Source organism: Streptomyces sp. NPDC048419 (assembly GCF_043200415.1).
GTDB lineage: Bacteria > Actinomycetota > Actinomycetes > Streptomycetales > Streptomycetaceae > Streptomyces.
Genome location: NZ_JBICXT010000010.1, coordinates 271,177 through 288,584, shown reverse-complemented (window position 1 = coordinate 288,584; position 17,408 = coordinate 271,177). Strand labels below are relative to the sequence as shown.

The window sequence follows — 17,408 nt, the reverse complement described above, 5'->3', positions numbered from 1 at the left end:
ACGGGCGAGGTGGCCACTCGGAGGATCGGTCTGTGTGCACGCTGGTAGGCTGACAGCGGCTGCTGACCCCGTGCGGGAGAGTCCTCCAGACATCATCGGAGGCGCCGAAGGAGCAAATCCTCCCCGGAATCTCTCAGGCACACGTACCGCGCGGACGAGGTCACTCTGGAAAGCAGGGCGGGTGTCGACGGCTTCCGCTCTCACCGACGGTGAAAACCGGGCGCTCTCGGGCGACCTGGTGAAACTCTCAGGTTGAGATGACAGAGGGGGAGGCCGTCCGGGTACCCGTGCAGTGGTGCCCCTCGAAGGTCGTGTCGACCAGGAGGCCTCCGCAAATGACCCCGCATCGCATTCCGCTCACCGAGCTGGAGAAGGGCATTCCCTTCGAACAGCGTCACATCGGCCCCGATCACGAGGCCCGGGCCAAGATGCTCGCGCAGGTCGGCTACGGCTCGCTGGACGAGCTCACGGCCGCCGCGGTCCCGGATGTGATCAAGAACGCCGACGCCCTGGAGCTGCCGGGCGCGCGCACCGAGGCCGAGGTGCTGGCCGAGCTGCGCTCGCTCGCCGACCGCAACCAGGTGCTCGACTCCATGATCGGGCTCGGGTACTACGGCACGTTCACGCCGCCGGTGATCCTGCGCAACGTCATGGAGAACCCGGCCTGGTACACGGCCTACACGCCGTACCAGCCGGAGATCTCGCAGGGTCGGCTCGAGGCGCTGCTGAACTTCCAGACCATGGTCGCCGACCTCACCGGCCTGCCCACCTCCGGTGCCTCGCTGCTCGACGAGGGCACGGCCGCCGCCGAGGCCGTGGCGCTGTCCCGGCGCATGGGCAAGAACAAGAAGGGCCTGTTCCTGGTCGACGCGGACGTGCTGCCGCAGACCATCGCCGTGATCGAGACCCGTGCCGAACCGGCCGGTGTGGAGATCGTGGTCGCCGACCTCGCCGACGGCATCCCGGCCGAGGTCGCCGGGCGGGAGATCAACGGCGTGCTGGTGCAGTACCCGGGCGCCTCCGGTGTCGTACGCGACATCAAGCCGCTGATCGACCAGGCGCACGAGCTGGGCGCGCTCGTCACCGTCGCCGCCGACCTGCTCGCGCTGACGCTGCTGAAGTCCCCGGGTGAGCTCGGTGCGGACATCGCCGTCGGCACGACGCAGCGCTTCGGTGTGCCGATGGGCTTCGGCGGGCCGCACGCCGGCTACATGGCGGTGCGTGAGAAGTTCGCGCGCAGCCTGCCCGGGCGGCTCGTGGGCGTGTCCGTGGACGCCGACGGCCACAAGGCCTACCGGCTCGCGCTGCAGACCCGTGAGCAGCACATCCGGCGCGAGAAGGCCACCAGCAACATCTGCACCGCGCAGGTGCTGCTCGCCGTCATGGCCGGAATGTACGCCGTCTACCACGGGCCTGAGGGTCTGCGGGCCATCGCGCAGCGCACCCACCGCTACGCCACGATCCTCGCCGAAGGGCTGCGGGCCGGCGGTGTCGAGATCGTGCACGGCTCCTACTTCGACACGCTCACGGTGCGGGTGCCGGGCCGTGCCGCCGAGGTCGTGGGCGCCGCGCGGGAGAACGGCGTGAACCTGCGCCTCGTCGACGCCGACCAGGTGTCGATCGCCTGCGACGAGACCACCAAGCGCGCTCAAGTGGCCGCCGTGTGGGCCGCGTTCGGGATCGAGGCCGACATCGAGGCGCTGGACGCGGCCGCCGAGGAGGCGGTCCCGCAGGGCCTGCTGCGCAGCGACGCCGTCCTGACCCACCCCGTCTTCCACCAGAACCGCTCCGAGACCGCGATGCTGCGCTACCTGCGCCGGCTGGCGGACCGCGACTACGCGCTCGACCGCGGCATGATCCCGCTGGGCTCCTGCACCATGAAGCTCAACGCGACCACGGAGATGGAGCCGGTCACCTGGCCCGAGTTCGGGCAGCTGCACCCCTTCGCGCCCGCCGAGCAGGCCGGCGGCTACCTCACGCTCATCCGCGAGCTGGAGGAACGTCTCGCCGAGGTCACCGGGTACGACAAGGTGTCGCTGCAGCCCAACGCCGGGTCGCAGGGTGAGCTGGCGGGTCTCCTCGCGGTGCGCGGCTACCACCGGGCCAACGGTGACGAGCAGCGGACCGTGTGCCTCATCCCCTCCTCGGCGCACGGCACCAATGCCGCCAGCGCCGTCATGGCCGGCATGAAGGTCGTCGTCGTGAAGACCGCCGAGGACGGCGAGATTGACGTCGAGGACCTGCGGGCGAAGATCGAGCAGCACCGCGACGAGCTGTCCGTGCTGATGATCACGTACCCGTCGACGCACGGTGTGTTCGAGGAGCACGTCGCCGACATCTGCGCCCAGGTGCACGAGGCCGGCGGTCAGGTCTACGTCGACGGCGCCAACCTCAACGCGCTGGTGGGGCTCGCCAAGCCGGGCCACTTCGGCGGCGACGTCTCGCACCTCAACCTGCACAAGACCTTCTGCATCCCGCACGGCGGCGGGGGTCCCGGCGTCGGCCCGGTCGGCGTACGGGCGCACCTGGCGCCGTATCTGCCGAACCACCCGATGCAGCCGGCGGCCGGTCCGGAGACGGGTGTCGGACCGATCTCGGCCGCCCCGTGGGGCAGCGCCGGCATCCTGCCGATCTCGTGGGCGTACGTCCGGCTCATGGGCGGCGAGGGCCTGAAGCGGGCCACGCAGGTCGCCGTGCTGTCCGCCAACTACGTCGCCAAGCGGCTCGAGCCGCACTTCCCCGTGCTCTACACCGGCCCCGGCGGGCTGGTCGCGCACGAGTGCATCATCGACCTGCGGCCGCTGACCAAGGCGACCGGCGTGAGCGTCGACGACGTCGCCAAGCGGCTGATCGACTACGGCTTCCACGCGCCGACGATGTCGTTCCCGGTGGCCGGCACGCTGATGATCGAGCCGACCGAGTCCGAGGACCTCATCGAGCTGGACCGGTTCTGCGAGGCGATGATCGCCATCCGGGCGGAGATCGAGAAGGTCGGGGCGGCCGAATGGCCGGCCGACGACAACCCGCTGCGGAACGCCCCGCACACCGCCGCCGCGCTCGGTGCGGAGTGGGAGCACGCGTACACCCGCGAGGAGGCCGTCTTCCCGGCCGGGGTGTCCGCCGCCGACAAGTACTGGCCGCCGGTGCGCCGGATCGACCAGGCCTTCGGCGACCGCAACCTGGTCTGTTCCTGCCCGCCGCTGGACGCGTACGAGGACTGAGACCGGTAGTCATCACGAGCTGCGACGTGAAGGGCCCCGCTTCGGCGGGGCCCTTCCGCGTCACACGGTCGCCAGCGAGACCTCGGTCGACTTGATCACTGCCACGACCGTGGAGCCGGTGGTGAGACCGATGTCCGTGGCCGCGTCCGTGGTGATCGCGGCGGTCAGTTCGCCTCCCTCGACGGAGACCTTCACCGTGGTCATGGCCTGCCCGGAGGTGACGGCGGTGACCGCGCCGGGCAGCTGGTTGCGGATGGAGAGGCCCTCGACGGGGGCGGTGGAGAGGGCGATCTCGGTGGACTTCACCAGGGTGCGCACGGCGGAACCCTCGGTGAGGCCGAGGTCGTTCACGGCTTCCCGGGTGATGGCCGCCGTGATCTCCTGCCCGCCGTCGAGACGGACCTTCACGGTGGCCATGGCCTCGCCCGGGGTGATGGCGGTGACCGTGCCGGGGAGCTGGTTGCGGATGCTCAGGGTCATGGCCCCGACCGTAATGCGCGAGAGAGGTCAGGCCGGGTAGGCGTGCGTCTGCGCCGCCTTGACCGTCGCCCAGACCGGTGCGCCCTGATGCAGGTCGAGCTCGGCCGCGGCGGCCGTGGTGAGATCGGCGGCGAGGGGGAGTTCGCCCGTGAGGTCGGCACGGATCTGGTCGCCGTGGGTCTCGAGGCCTGCTACCTCGCACCGCCAGTGGTTGCGGGCGCTGGAGCCGGTGGGCGGGTCCCGGAAGAGGGTGACGGCGCTCGGCGGGAACGCGACGAAGACCTCACCGGAAAGGTCCTCGGTGGTGGTGATGGCCGGGCCGGCGTCGAGGCGGACGGTGTGGCCGTCGGCCTGCCCCTTGTAGAGGTTGAGGCCGACCAGCTGGGCGATGTAGTCGGTACGGGGGTGACGGGCGATGTCGGACGGGGTGCCCTCCTGGACGACGCCGCCGTGCTCGACGACCACCAGGCGGTCCGCCAGCACCATCGCGTCCAGCGGGTCGTGCGTGACCAGGACCGCGACCGCCTCGAACTCGGCCAGATGGCGGCGGAGTTGGGCCCGTACGTCGAGACGGGTACGGGCGTCCAGGGCGGCGAGGGGCTCGTCGAGGAGCAGCAGCCGGGGGTGGGTGGCGAGGGCGCGGGCCAGGGCGACGCGTTGCGCCTGGCCGCCGGAGAGGCGGCGGGGCTTGGCGGTGGCGTGTTCCGTGAGGTCCATCCGCTTGAGCCACTCGGCTGCCTGGGCGCGGGACTCCGCCTTCGTCGCGCCCTGGCAGCGGGGGCCGAAGGCGACGTTGTCGAGGGCGGTGAGGTGGGGGAAGAGGAGGTAGTCCTGGAAGACGACGCCTACGGGGCGGTTCTCGGGGGGTGTGCAGTTCAGCTCCGCGCCGTCCAGGTGGAGGTGGCCGTCTGTCAGGGGGACCAGGCCTGCGAGGGCTCGGAGGGCTGTGGTTTTGCCTGCGCCGTTGGGGCCGAGTAGTGCGAGCACGTCGCCGGGGGCTGCGGTGAGGGTGATGTCGAGGCGGAAGGTTTTGCGGTCGACGATCAGGTGGGCGTCGAGGCCGTCCGTGAGCTGAGCGCCGTCGGCGGCTGCGCGGTGCGAAGGTGGCATCAGGCTGTCTGTCGGCTGGTGTTCGGCATCTGGCAGGCCCCCAGGCGGGTTCGTCATGATGCCGTCATCCAACGGTCCCTCAGGCCCGCCAGTACCGCGATCGACACGGCCAGTAGGACCAGGCTGAGGGCGATGGCGGCCTCCGGGTTGTTCTGGAGGGCGAGGTAGACCGCGAGGGGCATGGTCTGGGTCCTGCCGGGGAAGTTGCCCGCGAAGGTGATCGTCGCGCCGAACTCGCCGAGCGCGCGCGCCCAGGCGAGGACGGCGCCCGCCGCGACGCCCGGTGCGATGAGCGGCAGGGTGACCCGGCGGAACGCGGTGAAGCGGGAGGCGCCCAGGGTGGTGGCCGCCTCCTCGTAGCGCTGGTCGGCGGCGCGCAGCGTGCCCTCGACGCTGATCACGAGGAACGGCATCGCGACGAAGCTCTCGGCGACGACGACAGCCGTGGTGGTGAAGGGGAGCGTGATGCCGAACCAGGAGTCCAGCCACTGGCCGATCACGCCGTTGCGGCCCAGCGCGAACAGCAGGGCCACACCGCCGACCACGGGCGGCAGCACGAGCGGCAGGGTCACCAGGGCGCGGACCAGGCCGCGGCCGGGGAACTCGGTGCGGGCCAGCAGCCAGGCCAGCGGGACGCCGAGGACCAGGCTGACCGCGGTCGCCGAGGTGGCGCACACCAGCGACAGCTTGAGCGCCTGCCACACCTCGGTGCTGGTCAGCTGCTCGGGCAGGGTGCTCCACGGGGCTCGTACGAGAAGCGAGACCAGCGGCAGGAGCAGGAAGGCCAGGCCGATCAGCGCGGGCAGCAGCAGGGGCAGCGGGACCCCGCGGCGGGCCGACCGCGCACGCCCGCGCCGCGGACCGCTCTCGAGGGTGTCGGCCGCGGCGTCGGACTTGCCGGTCGAGGTCACGGCTTGAGGAACCCCGCCTCGGTCAGCACCTTCTGGCCCTCGGCGGACCGCACGAGCGCCATGAACGCCTTGGCGGCCTCGGGGTTCTTGGAGTTCTTCAGCAGGGCGATCGGGTAGTCGTTGATGGCCTTGGCCGACTCGGGGAAGTCCACGCCCTCGACCTTGCTGCCGGCCGCCTTCACGTCCGTCTCGTAGACCACGGCGGCGTCGGCCTCCTTCAGCACCACCTTGTTCAGGGCGGACTTGACGTCCTCCTCGTAGGAGACCGGGGTCAGCTTCAGCTTGCCGGCGTCCAGTGCCTTCTGGGCAGCGGCGCCGCACGGCACGGTCTTGTCGCAGAGGACGACCTTGAGGCCGGACTTGGTGAGGTCCTTGAGGGAGGCGACCTTGTCGGGGTTGCCCGGCAGGGTGGCGATCTCCAGCTGGTTGCGGACGAAGGTGGCCGGGGCGGTGGCGTTGTCCTTCTTGTCCGTCACGATCTTCATCGTCTTCGGACTGGCGGAGGCGAACACGTCGGCCGGGGCGCCGCCCGTGATGCCCGCGGCGAGGCTGTCGCTGCCGCCGAAGCTGAAGGTGACGTGCGTGCCCGGGTGCTGCTTCTCGAACTCCTTGCCGAGTGTCGTGAAGCTCTCCTGGAGTGAGGCCGCGGCGAAGACCGTCACGTCGCCGGAGAGCTTCGGCGAGGACGACGACGCGGAGGAGTCGGACTTCCCCGAGTCGGAGTCCGAGTCGGACGAGGAGCAGGCGGTCAGGGCCAGCAGCGCGGCGGCTCCTGCGCCGGCCACCTGCAGGGTCCGGCGGGTCCGGCGCATGGAACGGGTCATCACGGGTCCACTCCTCTGACTTCTACGGAGGAAGAGGCCGACGGTCGCCGCCGGTCCCTACCGATGCGCCGATCATACTGGCGCAAATGCGAGGTGTAAGTCTCCTGTCGCATCGCATGAGCTGGGCTGAAGGGATGGAGGGGCCGCATGTGCGTTCGTACGGAAGTGGTCGTGCGGGGCAGGTGCGGCTCCTGTGTCAGGTGTGGTCGGGCAGTGGGTGATGTGCCGTCGGCGGGTCACGTCCTGTCGATGTGTACGTTCGTCGACTTCACGCGGGCCGTGGCCTCCATGCCGACCTCCAGGCCGAGTTCCTCGACGGCCTCGCGGGTCAGCAGGGAGACCAGGCGGTGCGGGCCGGCCTGGATCTCCACCTGGGCCGCGACGTCGCCGAGCTTGATGGCGGTGACGATGCCGGGGAAGGCGTTGCGGACGGAGGTGTAGGAGGTCTCCTCCTCGGCGCCCCCCGCCTTGGCGAGTTCGACGGAGAACGCGGCGAGGTCCCGGCCCTCGATGAGTCGTCGCCCGCCCTCGTCACGGTGGGTCGCCACCCGCCCGGCGTCCGCCCAGCGGCGTGCGGTGTCCGGACTCACGCCGAGTAGTCGTGCTGCCTGGCCGATTGTGTAGCTCTGCATGCCGTCACGATAGGGCCGACAATGGGCCCTGGTGGACGTGGGGTTGAGCGTTGGGTATAACGCGATATAGCGTCAGTGCTGTGACTGGGATTCGGGGTGTGGCCATGTCCGGTGAGGTGTCGCGCAGTGGCGAGAAGCCGCCCGGCCTGAGGGCCTCGCACGAGGACCGGGACCGGGTGGTCGACGTGCTCCGTGTCGCCGCCGGGGACGGCCGGCTGACCGCGGACGAGCTCGACGAGCGGGTGGAGGCCGCGCTCACCGCGCGCACGATGGGGGAGTTGGCGGTGCTGACGACGGACCTGCCGGCCGAGACCGTCGGTGTCGCGCCCGAGGTGAAGGACGTCGTCCGCATCGAGCAGAAGGGCGGTTCGTCCCGGCGCGCCGACGGCTGGACGGTGCCGCGCCGGCTGGAGGTCGACTCCGAGCGGGGCGACGTGACCCTCGACTTCACCGGCGCGGTCATCGCGCACGACATCCTGCACATCGACCTCGACATGCGCGGGGGAGCGCTGCGGCTGCTGACGCCGCCGGGTGTGGTGGTGGACACCGATTCACTGGTGACGCACTACGCCAAGATCAAGGCGCGTACGGGTCGGGGCCAGGACGTGCCCGTGGTGCTGCGGGTGGTGGTCGAGGGACGCCTCAGCCTCGGACGGGTTGTCGTACGGCAATTGCGGCGCGGGCGGTGCCGGTAAGGGCAGGCTTTCCGGGCGTGGGCCGGGTGGTCTCGGGATCGTGGTCTCGTGACATGGTCTCGCGACCGGGTCAGGAAAGTCCCGACGCCTTGAGTACGGCCTCGGCCGTCTCGTCGTCGATCGTGTGGCCGAGGCGGCCCAGGACGTCCGCGCCCTGGCGCAGGGTGCCGTGTTCGAGGGAGCGGCGGACGCCTGTGTCGAGTTCGTGCCACAGGAGGGGGTTGGCAGCGAGGACGCGTGGGTCGAGTTCCAGGAAGTGGCCATGGGCGTCCTGCAGGACCAGATGCGAGGAGGCGCCGTCGTACTGCCGTACGCAGACCAGTGCGTCGGTGTGGACGATGCGCCGGTGCAGCGGGCCGCGCACCGTCAGCCAGCCGCGGCCCGCGGTGACGCTGGGTGGGAGCAGGACCGCGAAGACCGCGGCCGACAGGGCGAGCCTGAGCAGGGCGCGGGCCGGGGTCAGGGTTCTCGCGTCCCAGTCGACCAGGGTCGTCATGGTGCCGAAGGCGAGGGCGCAGCCGGTGGCGAGCCGGGCGCTGCCACGCCAGTGGCGGTCGCCGACCGGGCTCGGTGGTGTGCTCCGGTCCATGAGGTGACGGTAGGCGCCGCCGGGCGCCCGTGAGGGCGTCGCTGACGGGACTCTGACGCCGGGGCACCAAGAATTGACGCGAATCTGACGCGGGGGCCGGGGCCCGTGGTTCAGCCGGTGTGGACCCTCGGGCGGCGGGTCGGGTCCGGCTCCGCCTCGCGCAGCACCTCGCGGGTGACCGGGGCGACCTCGCCCTGGCCGAAGAGGAAGAAGCGCAGGAAGTTGGCGAAGGGGCCGCCCTCGGTCCACTCGAAGTAGATGTGCGGTGTGCAGTGCGTGACGTCGCGGACGTGCAGGAGCAGCGCGGCCAGGGCGTTCGGGATGGACGAGGACTCGAGGGTCAGGACCCGGTAGCGGTTGTGCAGGACCTCGCCTCGGACGGTCAGGCCGGCCTCGAACTCCGACGGGTCGAGGACCGTGACCTCGACGAAGACGAAGTCCTCGCCGGGCATGTCGTTGTCGACCTGGATCTGCTCGATCTTGTCGCGGTACTCGGCCTTGTCGCGCTGGTCGGGCTCGTTGGCGATGAAGCGGATCTTCCGGCTCGACATGTCCCGGATGAAACGTTCCGCCATCGGATCCAGCGTCACGCTGGTCACGCGCAGTTCGAAGGCGCGGGCCAGCCGGGACAGGAGCGAGACCAGGATGATGCCGGCGATGAAGCAGGCACCGATCTTGACGCCGTCGGGGCGCTCGATGACGTTCACGACCGTCGTGTACAGGAACACCGCCGAGATCACCGCGAACCCAATGGTCCAGTTGCGCTGACCTGCCTTGTGGGCGGCGATGGTCACCGCGATCGCGGCGGAGCTGATCAGCACCAGCACACCGGTGGCGTAGGCGCCGCCCTGGGCGTCCACGTTCGCGTCGAAGATCCAGGTGACCAGGAAGGCGATCAGGATGAAGACGATGACCATGGGGCGCACCGCCCGCGCCCAGTGCGGGGCCATGCCGTAGCGCGGGAGGTAGCGCGGCATGAGGTTGAGCAGACCCGCCATGGCGGAGGCGCCGGCGAACCAGAGGATGGCGATCGTCGAGATGTCGTAGACCGTGCCGAAGGCGCCGCCCAGGTAGTGGTGCGCCAGGTAGGCGAGCGCACGCCCGTTGGCATGGCCCCCCGGCTCGAACTCCTTCTCCGGGATCAGCAGCGTGGTGATGAAGCTGGTCGTGATGAGGAAGCCGCTCATGATGATGGCGGCCGTGGTGAGCAGCTTCTTCGTGTCCCGGATCCGGCCCGTGGGCGTCTCCTCGGTGTCGGCCGGGTCGCCCTTGACGTGCGGCATGACGGCCACGCCGGTCTCGAAGCCGGAGAGGCCGAGCGCGAGCTTGGGGAAGACGACCAGGGCGACGCCGATCATCCCGAAGATGCTGCCGTGCTCGGCGGTCAGGGCGCTGGACCAGTCGGTGATCACGTGCCCGGCGGTGGCGACATGCCACAGACCGACGATCACGACGACGACGTTCAGGCTGAGGTAGATGCCCACCAGGGCGAAGGCGACGCCGATGGCCTCCAGGAAGCCCTTGAGGAAGACGGCGCCGAGCAGCGCCACGAGGATCAGCGTGATCAGCATCTGCTTGTCGTGCAGCGCGCTGTTCAGGTGCGGGTTCTCGACGAGGTGGGTCGAGGCGTCCGCGGCGGAGAGGGTGATGGTGATCAGGAAGTCCGTGGCGGCGAAGCCGAGCAGCGTCAGGACGAAGAGCTTGCCCTTCCAGAACGTCAGCAGGCGCTCCAGCATCGCGATCGAACCCTGGCCGTGCGGGCTCTCCTCGGCCACGCGCCGGTACACCGGCAGGGCGCCCGCGAGGGTGACGATCACCAGCACGATGGTCGCTACGGGTGACAGCAGTCCCGCCGCCAGGGCCGCGATGCCCGGCTGGTAACCCAGCGTCGAGAAGTAGTCGACGCCGGTGAGGCACATGACCCGGTACCAGGGCTGCCCCTTGTGCTCCAGGGCGGACTCGCTCGGGGGTGCCTGCTGGGCATGGTTCTTGCCCATGTCGGACAGGCCTTCCAGCATCCAGGCGCGCAATCGACTGGGCGGGGGATGTTCTGTCGTGGCCATCGGCGTGCTCCTGAGGTGCGGCTCAGCGTGGTGTGGGGCCATCACGCGGACGGCGGCACCAGCGTAAGCGGAGCGTGACGCCTGGGCCCACGGATCATGGGGCCCTGGGCGCTAAGCTTCCGTTAAGACTGGCCTCGCCTGCGTGGACCGCACATCAAGGAGTGGGTGCTGGGGGCGCTTCTGGCGGCGGCCGGCCTGTGTGGGCGACAGCGGGTCCGGGCGGCCAGGGGCGGACACCCAGCGTCATCGCGTACGGTCTGGGCTTGCTCGGCGAGCGGCCCTCCTTGGCTGCGTTCGCCATCTCCGGACGGCCCAGGGCGGCACCGTGCCCGCTCGGTTCGCGGACGCCTGGCTCGGCCACAACTGGGCTTTCTGCGTTGTCCAGTTCGCGACGATGAAGCGGCTGGCCCGGGACAACTGGCTGCCGCATGTCTTCGCGCCAAGCGCGGACCGCCACGTCCACCGGCACGGCGTGCTCGCGATCGGCGTCGTCGTCGGCTTCACGGTCGCGCAGGTCGGCATGGTGCGGCGCTGGAGGCTCGAGCGCGGGTCACGCCGGCAGGGCGAGGCGCCGCTCAACGGCGACGAGGTCCGCGCGGTTGGCGTCTGCCACGCTGGTCCCGAGGACCGGGCGCAGGCGCACCTCCTGGAGGGCACCTGGACCGAGTGGGGCCCGAGCGCCCCTGGTGCGGCTCGCCTGCGAGCGGCCCTCCCTGGACCGTCCCGTCGCCGCCTACGTCCGCGAGGTGTGGGGGCCGGCCACCTGGGTCACCGTCCTCATCCGCCTGCTGCAGAACCAGCGGGGCGCGCTTTTGACCTGCGGCGATCGCGACGCCGTAAGAGTTCCGTCAAAGGCGTGCGGTGCGCCGTATGGGACCCGTCAACGGCGCTCGATTCCGGCCACGAGGGCTGTTTCCTCTAACCGTCCCCGTCCGACCGGTTCTCACTCCAGGAGCTCACGATGGCCGATCTGGCCTTCGTCGTCACCGCGATCGCGTGTTTCGTTCTGGTGGCCCTCGTCGCCAAGGGGGTGACCAAGCTGTGACCGCCGAGAACATCGTCGGCCTCGTCGTGGCCGTCGCCCTGCTGGGCTATCTCGTCCTCGCCCTGATCTTCCCGGAGAGGTTCTGAGACAGACATGGGTCCCGTACCTGCGGCAATCCTGCAGCTGCTGGCGCTCATAGGCGCGCTGGCACTCGTCCACGTCCCCCTCGGCAACTACATGGCCAGGGTCTACTCCTCCGACAAGCACCTGCGCGTCGAGAAGTGGATCTACAAGGGCATCGGTGCCGACCCGGACACCGAGATGCGCTGGCCGGCGTATCTGCGCGGGGTGCTCGCCTTCTCCGTCGCCGGGGTGCTCTTCCTCTACCTCCTGCAGCGGCTGCAGGGCGTCCTGCCCGGCTCGCTCGGCTTCTCCTCGGTCAACCCCGCACAGTCGTTCAACACGGCCGTCTCGTTCGTGACGAACACCAACTGGCAGTCGTACTACGGCGAGCAGACCATGGGGCACGTCGTGCAGACCGCCGGTCTGGCCGTGCAGAACTTCGTCTCGGCCGCGGTCGGCATCGCCGTCGCCGTGGCGCTGGTGCGCGGCTTCGCGCTCCCCCACTCTCGACTTCGCTCGAGCGGGGGGACCCCCATGCGCACCGGGGAACTCGGCAACTTCTGGTCCGACCTGGTGCGCGGCACCGTGCGCATCCTTCTGCCGATCGCCGCCGTCGCCGCGGTCGTCCTGGTCGCGTGCGGCGTCCTGCAGAACTTCTCCGGCATCCACGAGGTCGGCCAGTTCATGGGCGGCTCGCAGCAGTGGAACGGCGGCGCGGTCGCCTCGCAGGAGGCCATCAAGGAGCTGGGCACCAACGGCGGCGGCTACTTCAACGCCAACTCCGCCCACCCGTTCGAGAATCCGACCCCGTTCACCAACCTCTTCGAGATCTTCCTGATCCTGGTCATCCCGTTCTCACTGACCCGCACCTTCGGCGTGCTGGTCGGCTCGGTGAAGCAGGGTTACGCGATCCTCGCGGCGATGGGCACCATCTGGATCGGCTTCACCGCGCTGATGATGTGGACCGAATTCGCCCACCACGAGGGCGCGTTGCAGCTCGCGGGTGCCTCGATGGAGGGCAAGGAGGTCCGCTTCGGCGTCGGCGGCTCCTCGATCTTCGCGGTGGCCACGACGCTGACCTCGACCGGCGCGGTGGACTCGTTCCACTCCTCCTTCAGCGGCTTCGGCGGCGGAGTCACCATGCTGTCGATGATGCTGGGTGAGATCGCGCCCGGTGGTACCGGCTCCGGCCTCTACGGCATGCTGATCATCGCGATCATCGCGGTGTTCATCGCCGGTCTCATGGTCGGCCGTACGCCCGAGTACCTGGGCAAGAAGATCGGCTCCCGTGAGATCAAGCTGGCCGCCGTCTACATCCTGATCACGCCGGCGCTGGTGCTGATCTTCACGGGCTTCTCGATGGCGCTGCCGACTCCGCCCCACTCGATGCTCAACTCGGGCGCACACGGCTTCAGCGAAGTGCTCTACGCCTTCACCTCGGCCGCCAACAACAACGGCTCCGCCTTCGCCGGGCTGAACGCGAACACCGACTGGTTCAACACCATGACCGGGCTCGCGATGCTGCTGGGCCGCTTCCTGCCGATGGTGTTCGTCCTGGCCCTGGCCGGCTCGCTCGCCGAGCAGAAGCCGGTGCCGGTGACCGCGGGGACGCTGCGCACCGAGAAGCCGATGTTCATCGGCCTGCTGGTCGGCGCGGTCCTGATCATCGTCGGCCTGACCTACTTCCCGGCACTCGCGCTGGGCCCGCTGGCCGAGGGGCTGGCGTGATGACCACTCATACCACTCCTGTCGAAAACGTAGAAGACCCAGAGGACTCCATGTCCACAGCCACACCCACCCGGGCGCCGCACAGCGACGTACCCACCGGGCACAAGTCCGCCGAGGGCCGTGTCGGCGCGGGCCTCTTCGATCCCAGGCAGCTGCTCAGGTCGCTGCCGGACGCCGTCCGCAAGCTCGACCCGCGGGTGCAGTTCAAGTCGCCCGTGATGTTCGTGGTGTGGATCGGCTCAGTGCTCACCACCGTCTTCTCCTTCAAGGACCCGGGTGACTGGTTCGGCTGGGCGATCAGCGCCTGGCTGTGGCTGACCGTGGTCTTCGCCAACCTGGCGGAGGCGGTCGCGGAGGGCCGCGGCAAGGCGCAGGCCGACACCCTGCGCAAGGCCAAGACCGACACCGTCGCACGGCGCCTGGTGGGCGACAGCGAGGAGCAGGTGCCCGGCACCGAGCTGCGGATCGGCGACCTCGTGGTGTGCGAGGCCGGCGACGTCATCTCCGGCGACGGCGACGTGGTCGAGGGTGTCGCCTCGGTCGACGAGTCGGCCATCACCGGTGAGTCGGCCCCGGTCATCCGCGAGTCCGGCGGCGACCGCTCGGCGGTCACCGGCGGGACGAAGGTGCTGTCCGACCGCATCGTCATCAAGATCACGACGAAGCCGGGCGAGACCTTCATCGACCGGATGATCAACCTCGTCGAGGGCGCCGCCCGGCAGAAGACGCCGAACGAGATCGCCCTGAACATCCTGCTGGCGTCGCTGACGATCGTCTTCCTGCTGGCCGTCGCCACGCTGCCGCCGTTCGCCGACTACGCGGGCACCCACCTCACCATGGTGGTGCTGGTCGCCCTGCTGGTCTGCCTCATCCCGACCACGATCGGCGCCCTGCTGTCCGCGATCGGCATCGCCGGCATGGACCGGCTGGTGCAGCGCAACGTACTGGCCATGTCCGGCAGGGCGGTCGAGGCCGCCGGTGACGTCTCCACGCTCCTGCTCGACAAGACAGGCACCATCACCCTCGGCAACCGCCGGGCCGCCGAGTTCGTGCCGGTGAGCGGCACCACCGACGCCGAGGTGGCCGACGCCGCGCAGCTGTCGTCGCTGGCCGACGAGACGCCCGAGGGCCGCTCCATCGTCGTCCTGGCCAAGGAGAGGTACGGCCTGCGCGAGCGCCACCAGGGCGAGCTCGCCCACGCCGACTGGATCGCCTTCACCGCCCAGACCCGGATGTCGGGCGTGGACGTCGACGGGTGCAAGATCCGCAAGGGCGCGGCCGGTTCGGTCATCGCCTGGGTCCAGGAGGAGGGCGGCACGGTCGCCGAGGGCGCGGGCGGCATCGCCGACCGCATCTCCGAGGCGGGCGGCACGCCGCTGCTCGTCGCCGTCAAGGACGAGCGCGGTGCCCGCGTGCTGGGCGTCATCCACCTCAAGGACGTCGTCAAGCAGGGCATGCGGGAGCGGTTCGACGAACTGCGCCGGATGGGCATCAAGACCGTCATGATCACGGGTGACAACCCGCTGACGGCCAAGGCGATCGCCGAGGAGGCGGGCGTCGACGACTTCCTCGCCGAGGCGACTCCCGAGGACAAGATGGCGCTCATCAAGCGGGAGCAGGCGGGCGGCAAGCTCGTCGCGATGACCGGTGACGGCACCAACGACGCGCCGGCGCTGGCCCAGGCGGACGTCGGTGTGGCGATGAACACCGGTACGTCGGCCGCGAAGGAGGCCGGCAACATGGTCGACCTCGACTCCAATCCGACCAAGCTCATCGAGATCGTCGAGATCGGCAAGCAACTCCTGATCACCCGGGGCGCGTTGACGACGTTCTCCATCGCCAACGACGTCGCGAAGTACTTCGCGATCATCCCGGCGATGTTCGCGGTGGTCTACCCGGGCCTGGACAAGCTCAACATCATGGCGCTGTCCTCGCCGGACTCCGCGATCCTCTCGGCGGTCATCTTCAACGCGCTGATCATCATCGCCCTGGTGCCGCTCGCCCTGCGTGGAGTGCAGTACCGGCCGGTGAGCGCGGACAAGATGCTCCGGCGCAACCTCGGGATCTACGGTCTCGGCGGTCTGATCGCCCCCTTCATCGGCATCAAGCTCATCGACCTGCTCATCTCCCTCATCCCCGGGCTGTAATTCCTGAAAGGCGTGCCGACCGCCATGAACAACTCCGTCACCAACACCGCCCGGTTGCTCGGGGCGGGCCTGCGCGCCCTCCTCGTGCTGACCCTGGTGACCGGTGTCATCTACCCGCTGGTGATCACCGGCATCGCCCAGGGGCTGTTCAGCAACAAGGCGAACGGCTCCGAGATCAAGTCGGCCGGGAAGGTCGTCGGCTCCTCGTTGATCGGCCAACAGGGCTACGGCATGCGGTACTTCCAGTCGCGTCCGGCGAACGGGCTCGGGGAGAACTCGCTCAACACCCGGTACAAGCTGATCCTTTCCGGCGCCACGAACCTCTCCGCCGACAGCCCCGATCTCGTCAAGGCTGTGCAGCAGGCCAAGGCGAAGGTCGTCAAGGACGACTCCGTGCCGGGCTACACGGTCAGGCCCTCCCAGATCCCCGCCGACGCGGTCACGTCCTCGGGCTCCGGGCTCGACCCGGACATCTCCCCCCAGTACGCCGAGATCCAGGTGCACCGGGTGGCCGAGCGCAACGGCCTGTCCGTGGCCCGGGTGGAGAGCCTCGTCAAGGATCACACCGAGAGCCGCACCCTCGGTTTCATCGGCGATCCCCGGGTCAACGTCCTCGAACTCAACATCGCACTCAAGGCACTTGTGGCCAAGGGCTGATGGCTTCACAGGAACCCGGCGTGAGCCGGCCGCCGGATCCGTCCGGTTCGGCCGGCTCACGCCGCCGCGCAGAAGGGCGCACACCCATGACCAGGGTGCTGGTGGTGGAGGACGACCCGCAGCTGGTGCGGGCCCTCGTGATCAACATGCAGGTGCGCCGGTACGAGGTGGACGCGGTCTCGGACGGCGCCCCGGCCCTGCGGCTGGCCGCGGCACGACCGCCGGACGTGGTGATACTCGACCTCGGGCTGCCCGACATGGACGGCGTCGACGTCATCGAGGCCCTGCGCGGCCGGAGCCGGGTCCCGGTGCTGGTGCTGTCCGCGCGCCAGGCCTCCGACGAGAAGGTGGCCGCACTCGACGTGGGCGCCGACGACTGCATCACCGAGCCCTTCAGCATGGACGAGCTGACGGCCCGGCTGCGCGCCGCCGTCCGCCGCGTCCGGGAGACCCCGGCAGCCCCCGGGACGACGGTGGTCGAGACCGACGAGTTCACCGTCGACCTGCTCGCCAAGAAGGTGGTCCGCGGCCGCCACGACGTACGGCTGACCCCGACGGAATGGCGCTTGCTGGAGATCCTGATCACCAACCCCGGCCGGCTCATCACCCAGCAGTACCTGCTCCAGGAGGTCTGGGGGGTCTCCCAGAGCATCAAGACCAACTATCTGCGCGTCTACATGGCCCAGCTGCGCCGCAAGTTGGAGGCGGACCCCGCACACCTCCGCCACCTCATCACCGAACCCGGCTTGGGTTACCGCTTCGAAGGGTGAACATGGCACGCGGCAACCTGCGCATTCACCTCGGCGCGGCACCGGGCGTCGGCACGTTGTGCGCCTGTCGACGGTGCTGAGCCTGTGCGGAGCGACGGTCGCGGCAGGAGGTGACGCAGGCGCCGGAGGCTCACGCGTCGTCGTAGCGGCTCCGCCTCCCTGAGCACGCGGCGGACGTCCAGCCGCAGCCGCCAGGCGTTCCGCCGGCGTATGGCCGCCACTGCGAGGCCGGCGACGTTCTGGCCGGGAGCCGGCTGCCCGCCGACGTCCGTCCCGGAGACCTGATCGCCGTCCCCGTCGCCGGGGCCTACCACCTGTCCATGGCCTCGACCTACAACCTCGTCGGCCGCCCGCCGGTCGCCGCCGTGCACGCGGGCCGGGCCCGGCTCCTGGTGCGGCGCGAGTCCCTGGAGGACATCCGCAGCCGGGACGTAGGCATCTAGCCCGAAGTTCGCGCAGGTCGCCGAAACATT

The 17,408-nt window shown here is 70.0% G+C and carries 14 protein-coding genes, 1 pseudogene and 1 riboswitch; of the genes and pseudogenes, 8 read left to right on the top strand and 7 right to left on the bottom strand.

The features are described from left to right. Positions 1-63 precede the first annotated feature (63 nt). Positions 64-159: riboswitch (glycine riboswitch) on the top strand. A gap of 176 nt (positions 160-335) precedes the next feature. Then, positions 336-3,221 carry an aminomethyl-transferring glycine dehydrogenase gene (gene gcvP / locus ACGFYN_RS22740; protein ID WP_393867669.1) on the top strand — a complete coding sequence of 962 codons (2,886 nt, stop codon included), beginning with the start codon at positions 336-338 and terminating at the stop codon, positions 3,219-3,221. A gap of 60 nt (positions 3,222-3,281) precedes the next feature. Here the strand turns inward: gcvP and ACGFYN_RS22735 are convergent, their stop codons facing one another. The 5 genes from ACGFYN_RS22735 to ACGFYN_RS22715 form a co-directional block, all read right to left on the bottom strand. Next, a complete protein-coding gene (locus tag ACGFYN_RS22735; RefSeq protein WP_393867668.1) occupies positions 3,282-3,701 on the bottom strand; it encodes a molybdopterin-binding protein in 420 nt (139 codons plus the stop codon). Positions 3,702-3,728: 27 nt separating this feature from the next. Beyond that, positions 3,729-4,811 (bottom strand): ABC transporter ATP-binding protein, encoded by a 1,083-nt coding sequence (locus ACGFYN_RS22730; RefSeq protein ID WP_393867667.1) that lies wholly within the window; start codon positions 4,809-4,811, stop codon positions 3,729-3,731. A 53-nt stretch (positions 4,812-4,864) separates the two neighbouring features. Further along, the gene (modB, locus tag ACGFYN_RS22725; RefSeq protein ID WP_393867666.1) at positions 4,865-5,722 is read right to left on the bottom strand and encodes a molybdate ABC transporter permease subunit; all 858 of its coding nucleotides are present in this window, start codon (positions 5,720-5,722) and stop codon (positions 4,865-4,867) included. Then, positions 5,719-6,546 (bottom strand): molybdate ABC transporter substrate-binding protein, encoded by an 828-nt coding sequence (gene modA, locus ACGFYN_RS22720; RefSeq protein ID WP_393867665.1) that lies wholly within the window; start codon positions 6,544-6,546, stop codon positions 5,719-5,721. Before modA ends, modB begins: the two co-directional genes overlap by 4 nt. 236 nt (positions 6,547-6,782) lie before the next feature. Next, positions 6,783-7,178 (bottom strand): molybdopterin-binding protein, encoded by a 396-nt coding sequence (locus ACGFYN_RS22715; protein WP_384265895.1) that lies wholly within the window; start codon positions 7,176-7,178, stop codon positions 6,783-6,785. 104 nt (positions 7,179-7,282) lie between these two features. Here ACGFYN_RS22715 and ACGFYN_RS22710 point away from each other — a divergent pair, with 104 nt between their 5' ends. Next, a complete protein-coding gene (locus tag ACGFYN_RS22710) occupies positions 7,283-7,873 on the top strand; it encodes a DUF1707 domain-containing protein (protein ID WP_393867664.1) in 591 nt (196 codons plus the stop codon). Positions 7,874-7,943: 70 nt separating this feature from the next. Here ACGFYN_RS22710 and ACGFYN_RS22705 read toward each other — a convergent pair whose 3' ends face one another. Both ACGFYN_RS22705 and ACGFYN_RS22700 read right to left on the bottom strand, forming a co-directional pair. After that, complete coding sequence (locus ACGFYN_RS22705; RefSeq protein ID WP_393867663.1) at positions 7,944-8,462, bottom strand: hypothetical protein; 519 nt, start codon at positions 8,460-8,462, stop codon at positions 7,944-7,946. Between the two features lie 110 nt (positions 8,463-8,572). Beyond that, positions 8,573-10,525: an amino acid transporter gene (locus ACGFYN_RS22700; RefSeq protein WP_393867662.1), complete on the bottom strand. Its 1,953-nt coding sequence runs from the start codon at positions 10,523-10,525 to the stop codon at positions 8,573-8,575. Between the two features lie 1,041 nt (positions 10,526-11,566). On the opposite strand from ACGFYN_RS22700, the gene kdpF reads away from it, so the two are divergent. From kdpF to ACGFYN_RS22670, 6 genes and pseudogenes are all read left to right on the top strand, one after another. Then, positions 11,567-11,656: a K(+)-transporting ATPase subunit F gene (gene kdpF / locus ACGFYN_RS22695; protein ID WP_016434100.1), complete on the top strand. Its 90-nt coding sequence runs from the start codon at positions 11,567-11,569 to the stop codon at positions 11,654-11,656. Positions 11,657-11,663: 7 nt separating this feature from the next. Further along, on the top strand, positions 11,664-13,361 hold the full coding sequence (gene kdpA, locus ACGFYN_RS22690) for a potassium-transporting ATPase subunit KdpA (RefSeq protein WP_393867661.1): 1,698 nt from the start codon (positions 11,664-11,666) through the stop codon (positions 13,359-13,361). A 50-nt stretch (positions 13,362-13,411) separates the two neighbouring features. Beyond that, positions 13,412-15,508, top strand: a complete 2,097-nt coding sequence (gene kdpB, locus ACGFYN_RS22685) for a potassium-transporting ATPase subunit KdpB (protein WP_393867660.1) — start codon at positions 13,412-13,414, stop codon at positions 15,506-15,508. Between the two features lie 24 nt (positions 15,509-15,532). Next, positions 15,533-16,165: a potassium-transporting ATPase subunit C gene (locus tag ACGFYN_RS22680; protein WP_393867659.1), complete on the top strand. Its 633-nt coding sequence runs from the start codon at positions 15,533-15,535 to the stop codon at positions 16,163-16,165. A gap of 86 nt (positions 16,166-16,251) precedes the next feature. After that, on the top strand, positions 16,252-16,935 hold the full coding sequence (locus ACGFYN_RS22675; protein WP_393867658.1) for a response regulator: 684 nt from the start codon (positions 16,252-16,254) through the stop codon (positions 16,933-16,935). Positions 16,936-17,144: 209 nt separating this feature from the next. Continuing rightward, positions 17,145-17,378 (top strand): annotated as a pseudogene (locus ACGFYN_RS22670) (diaminopimelate decarboxylase); the annotation flags it as partial. Between the last annotated feature and the right edge of the window lie 30 nt (positions 17,379-17,408).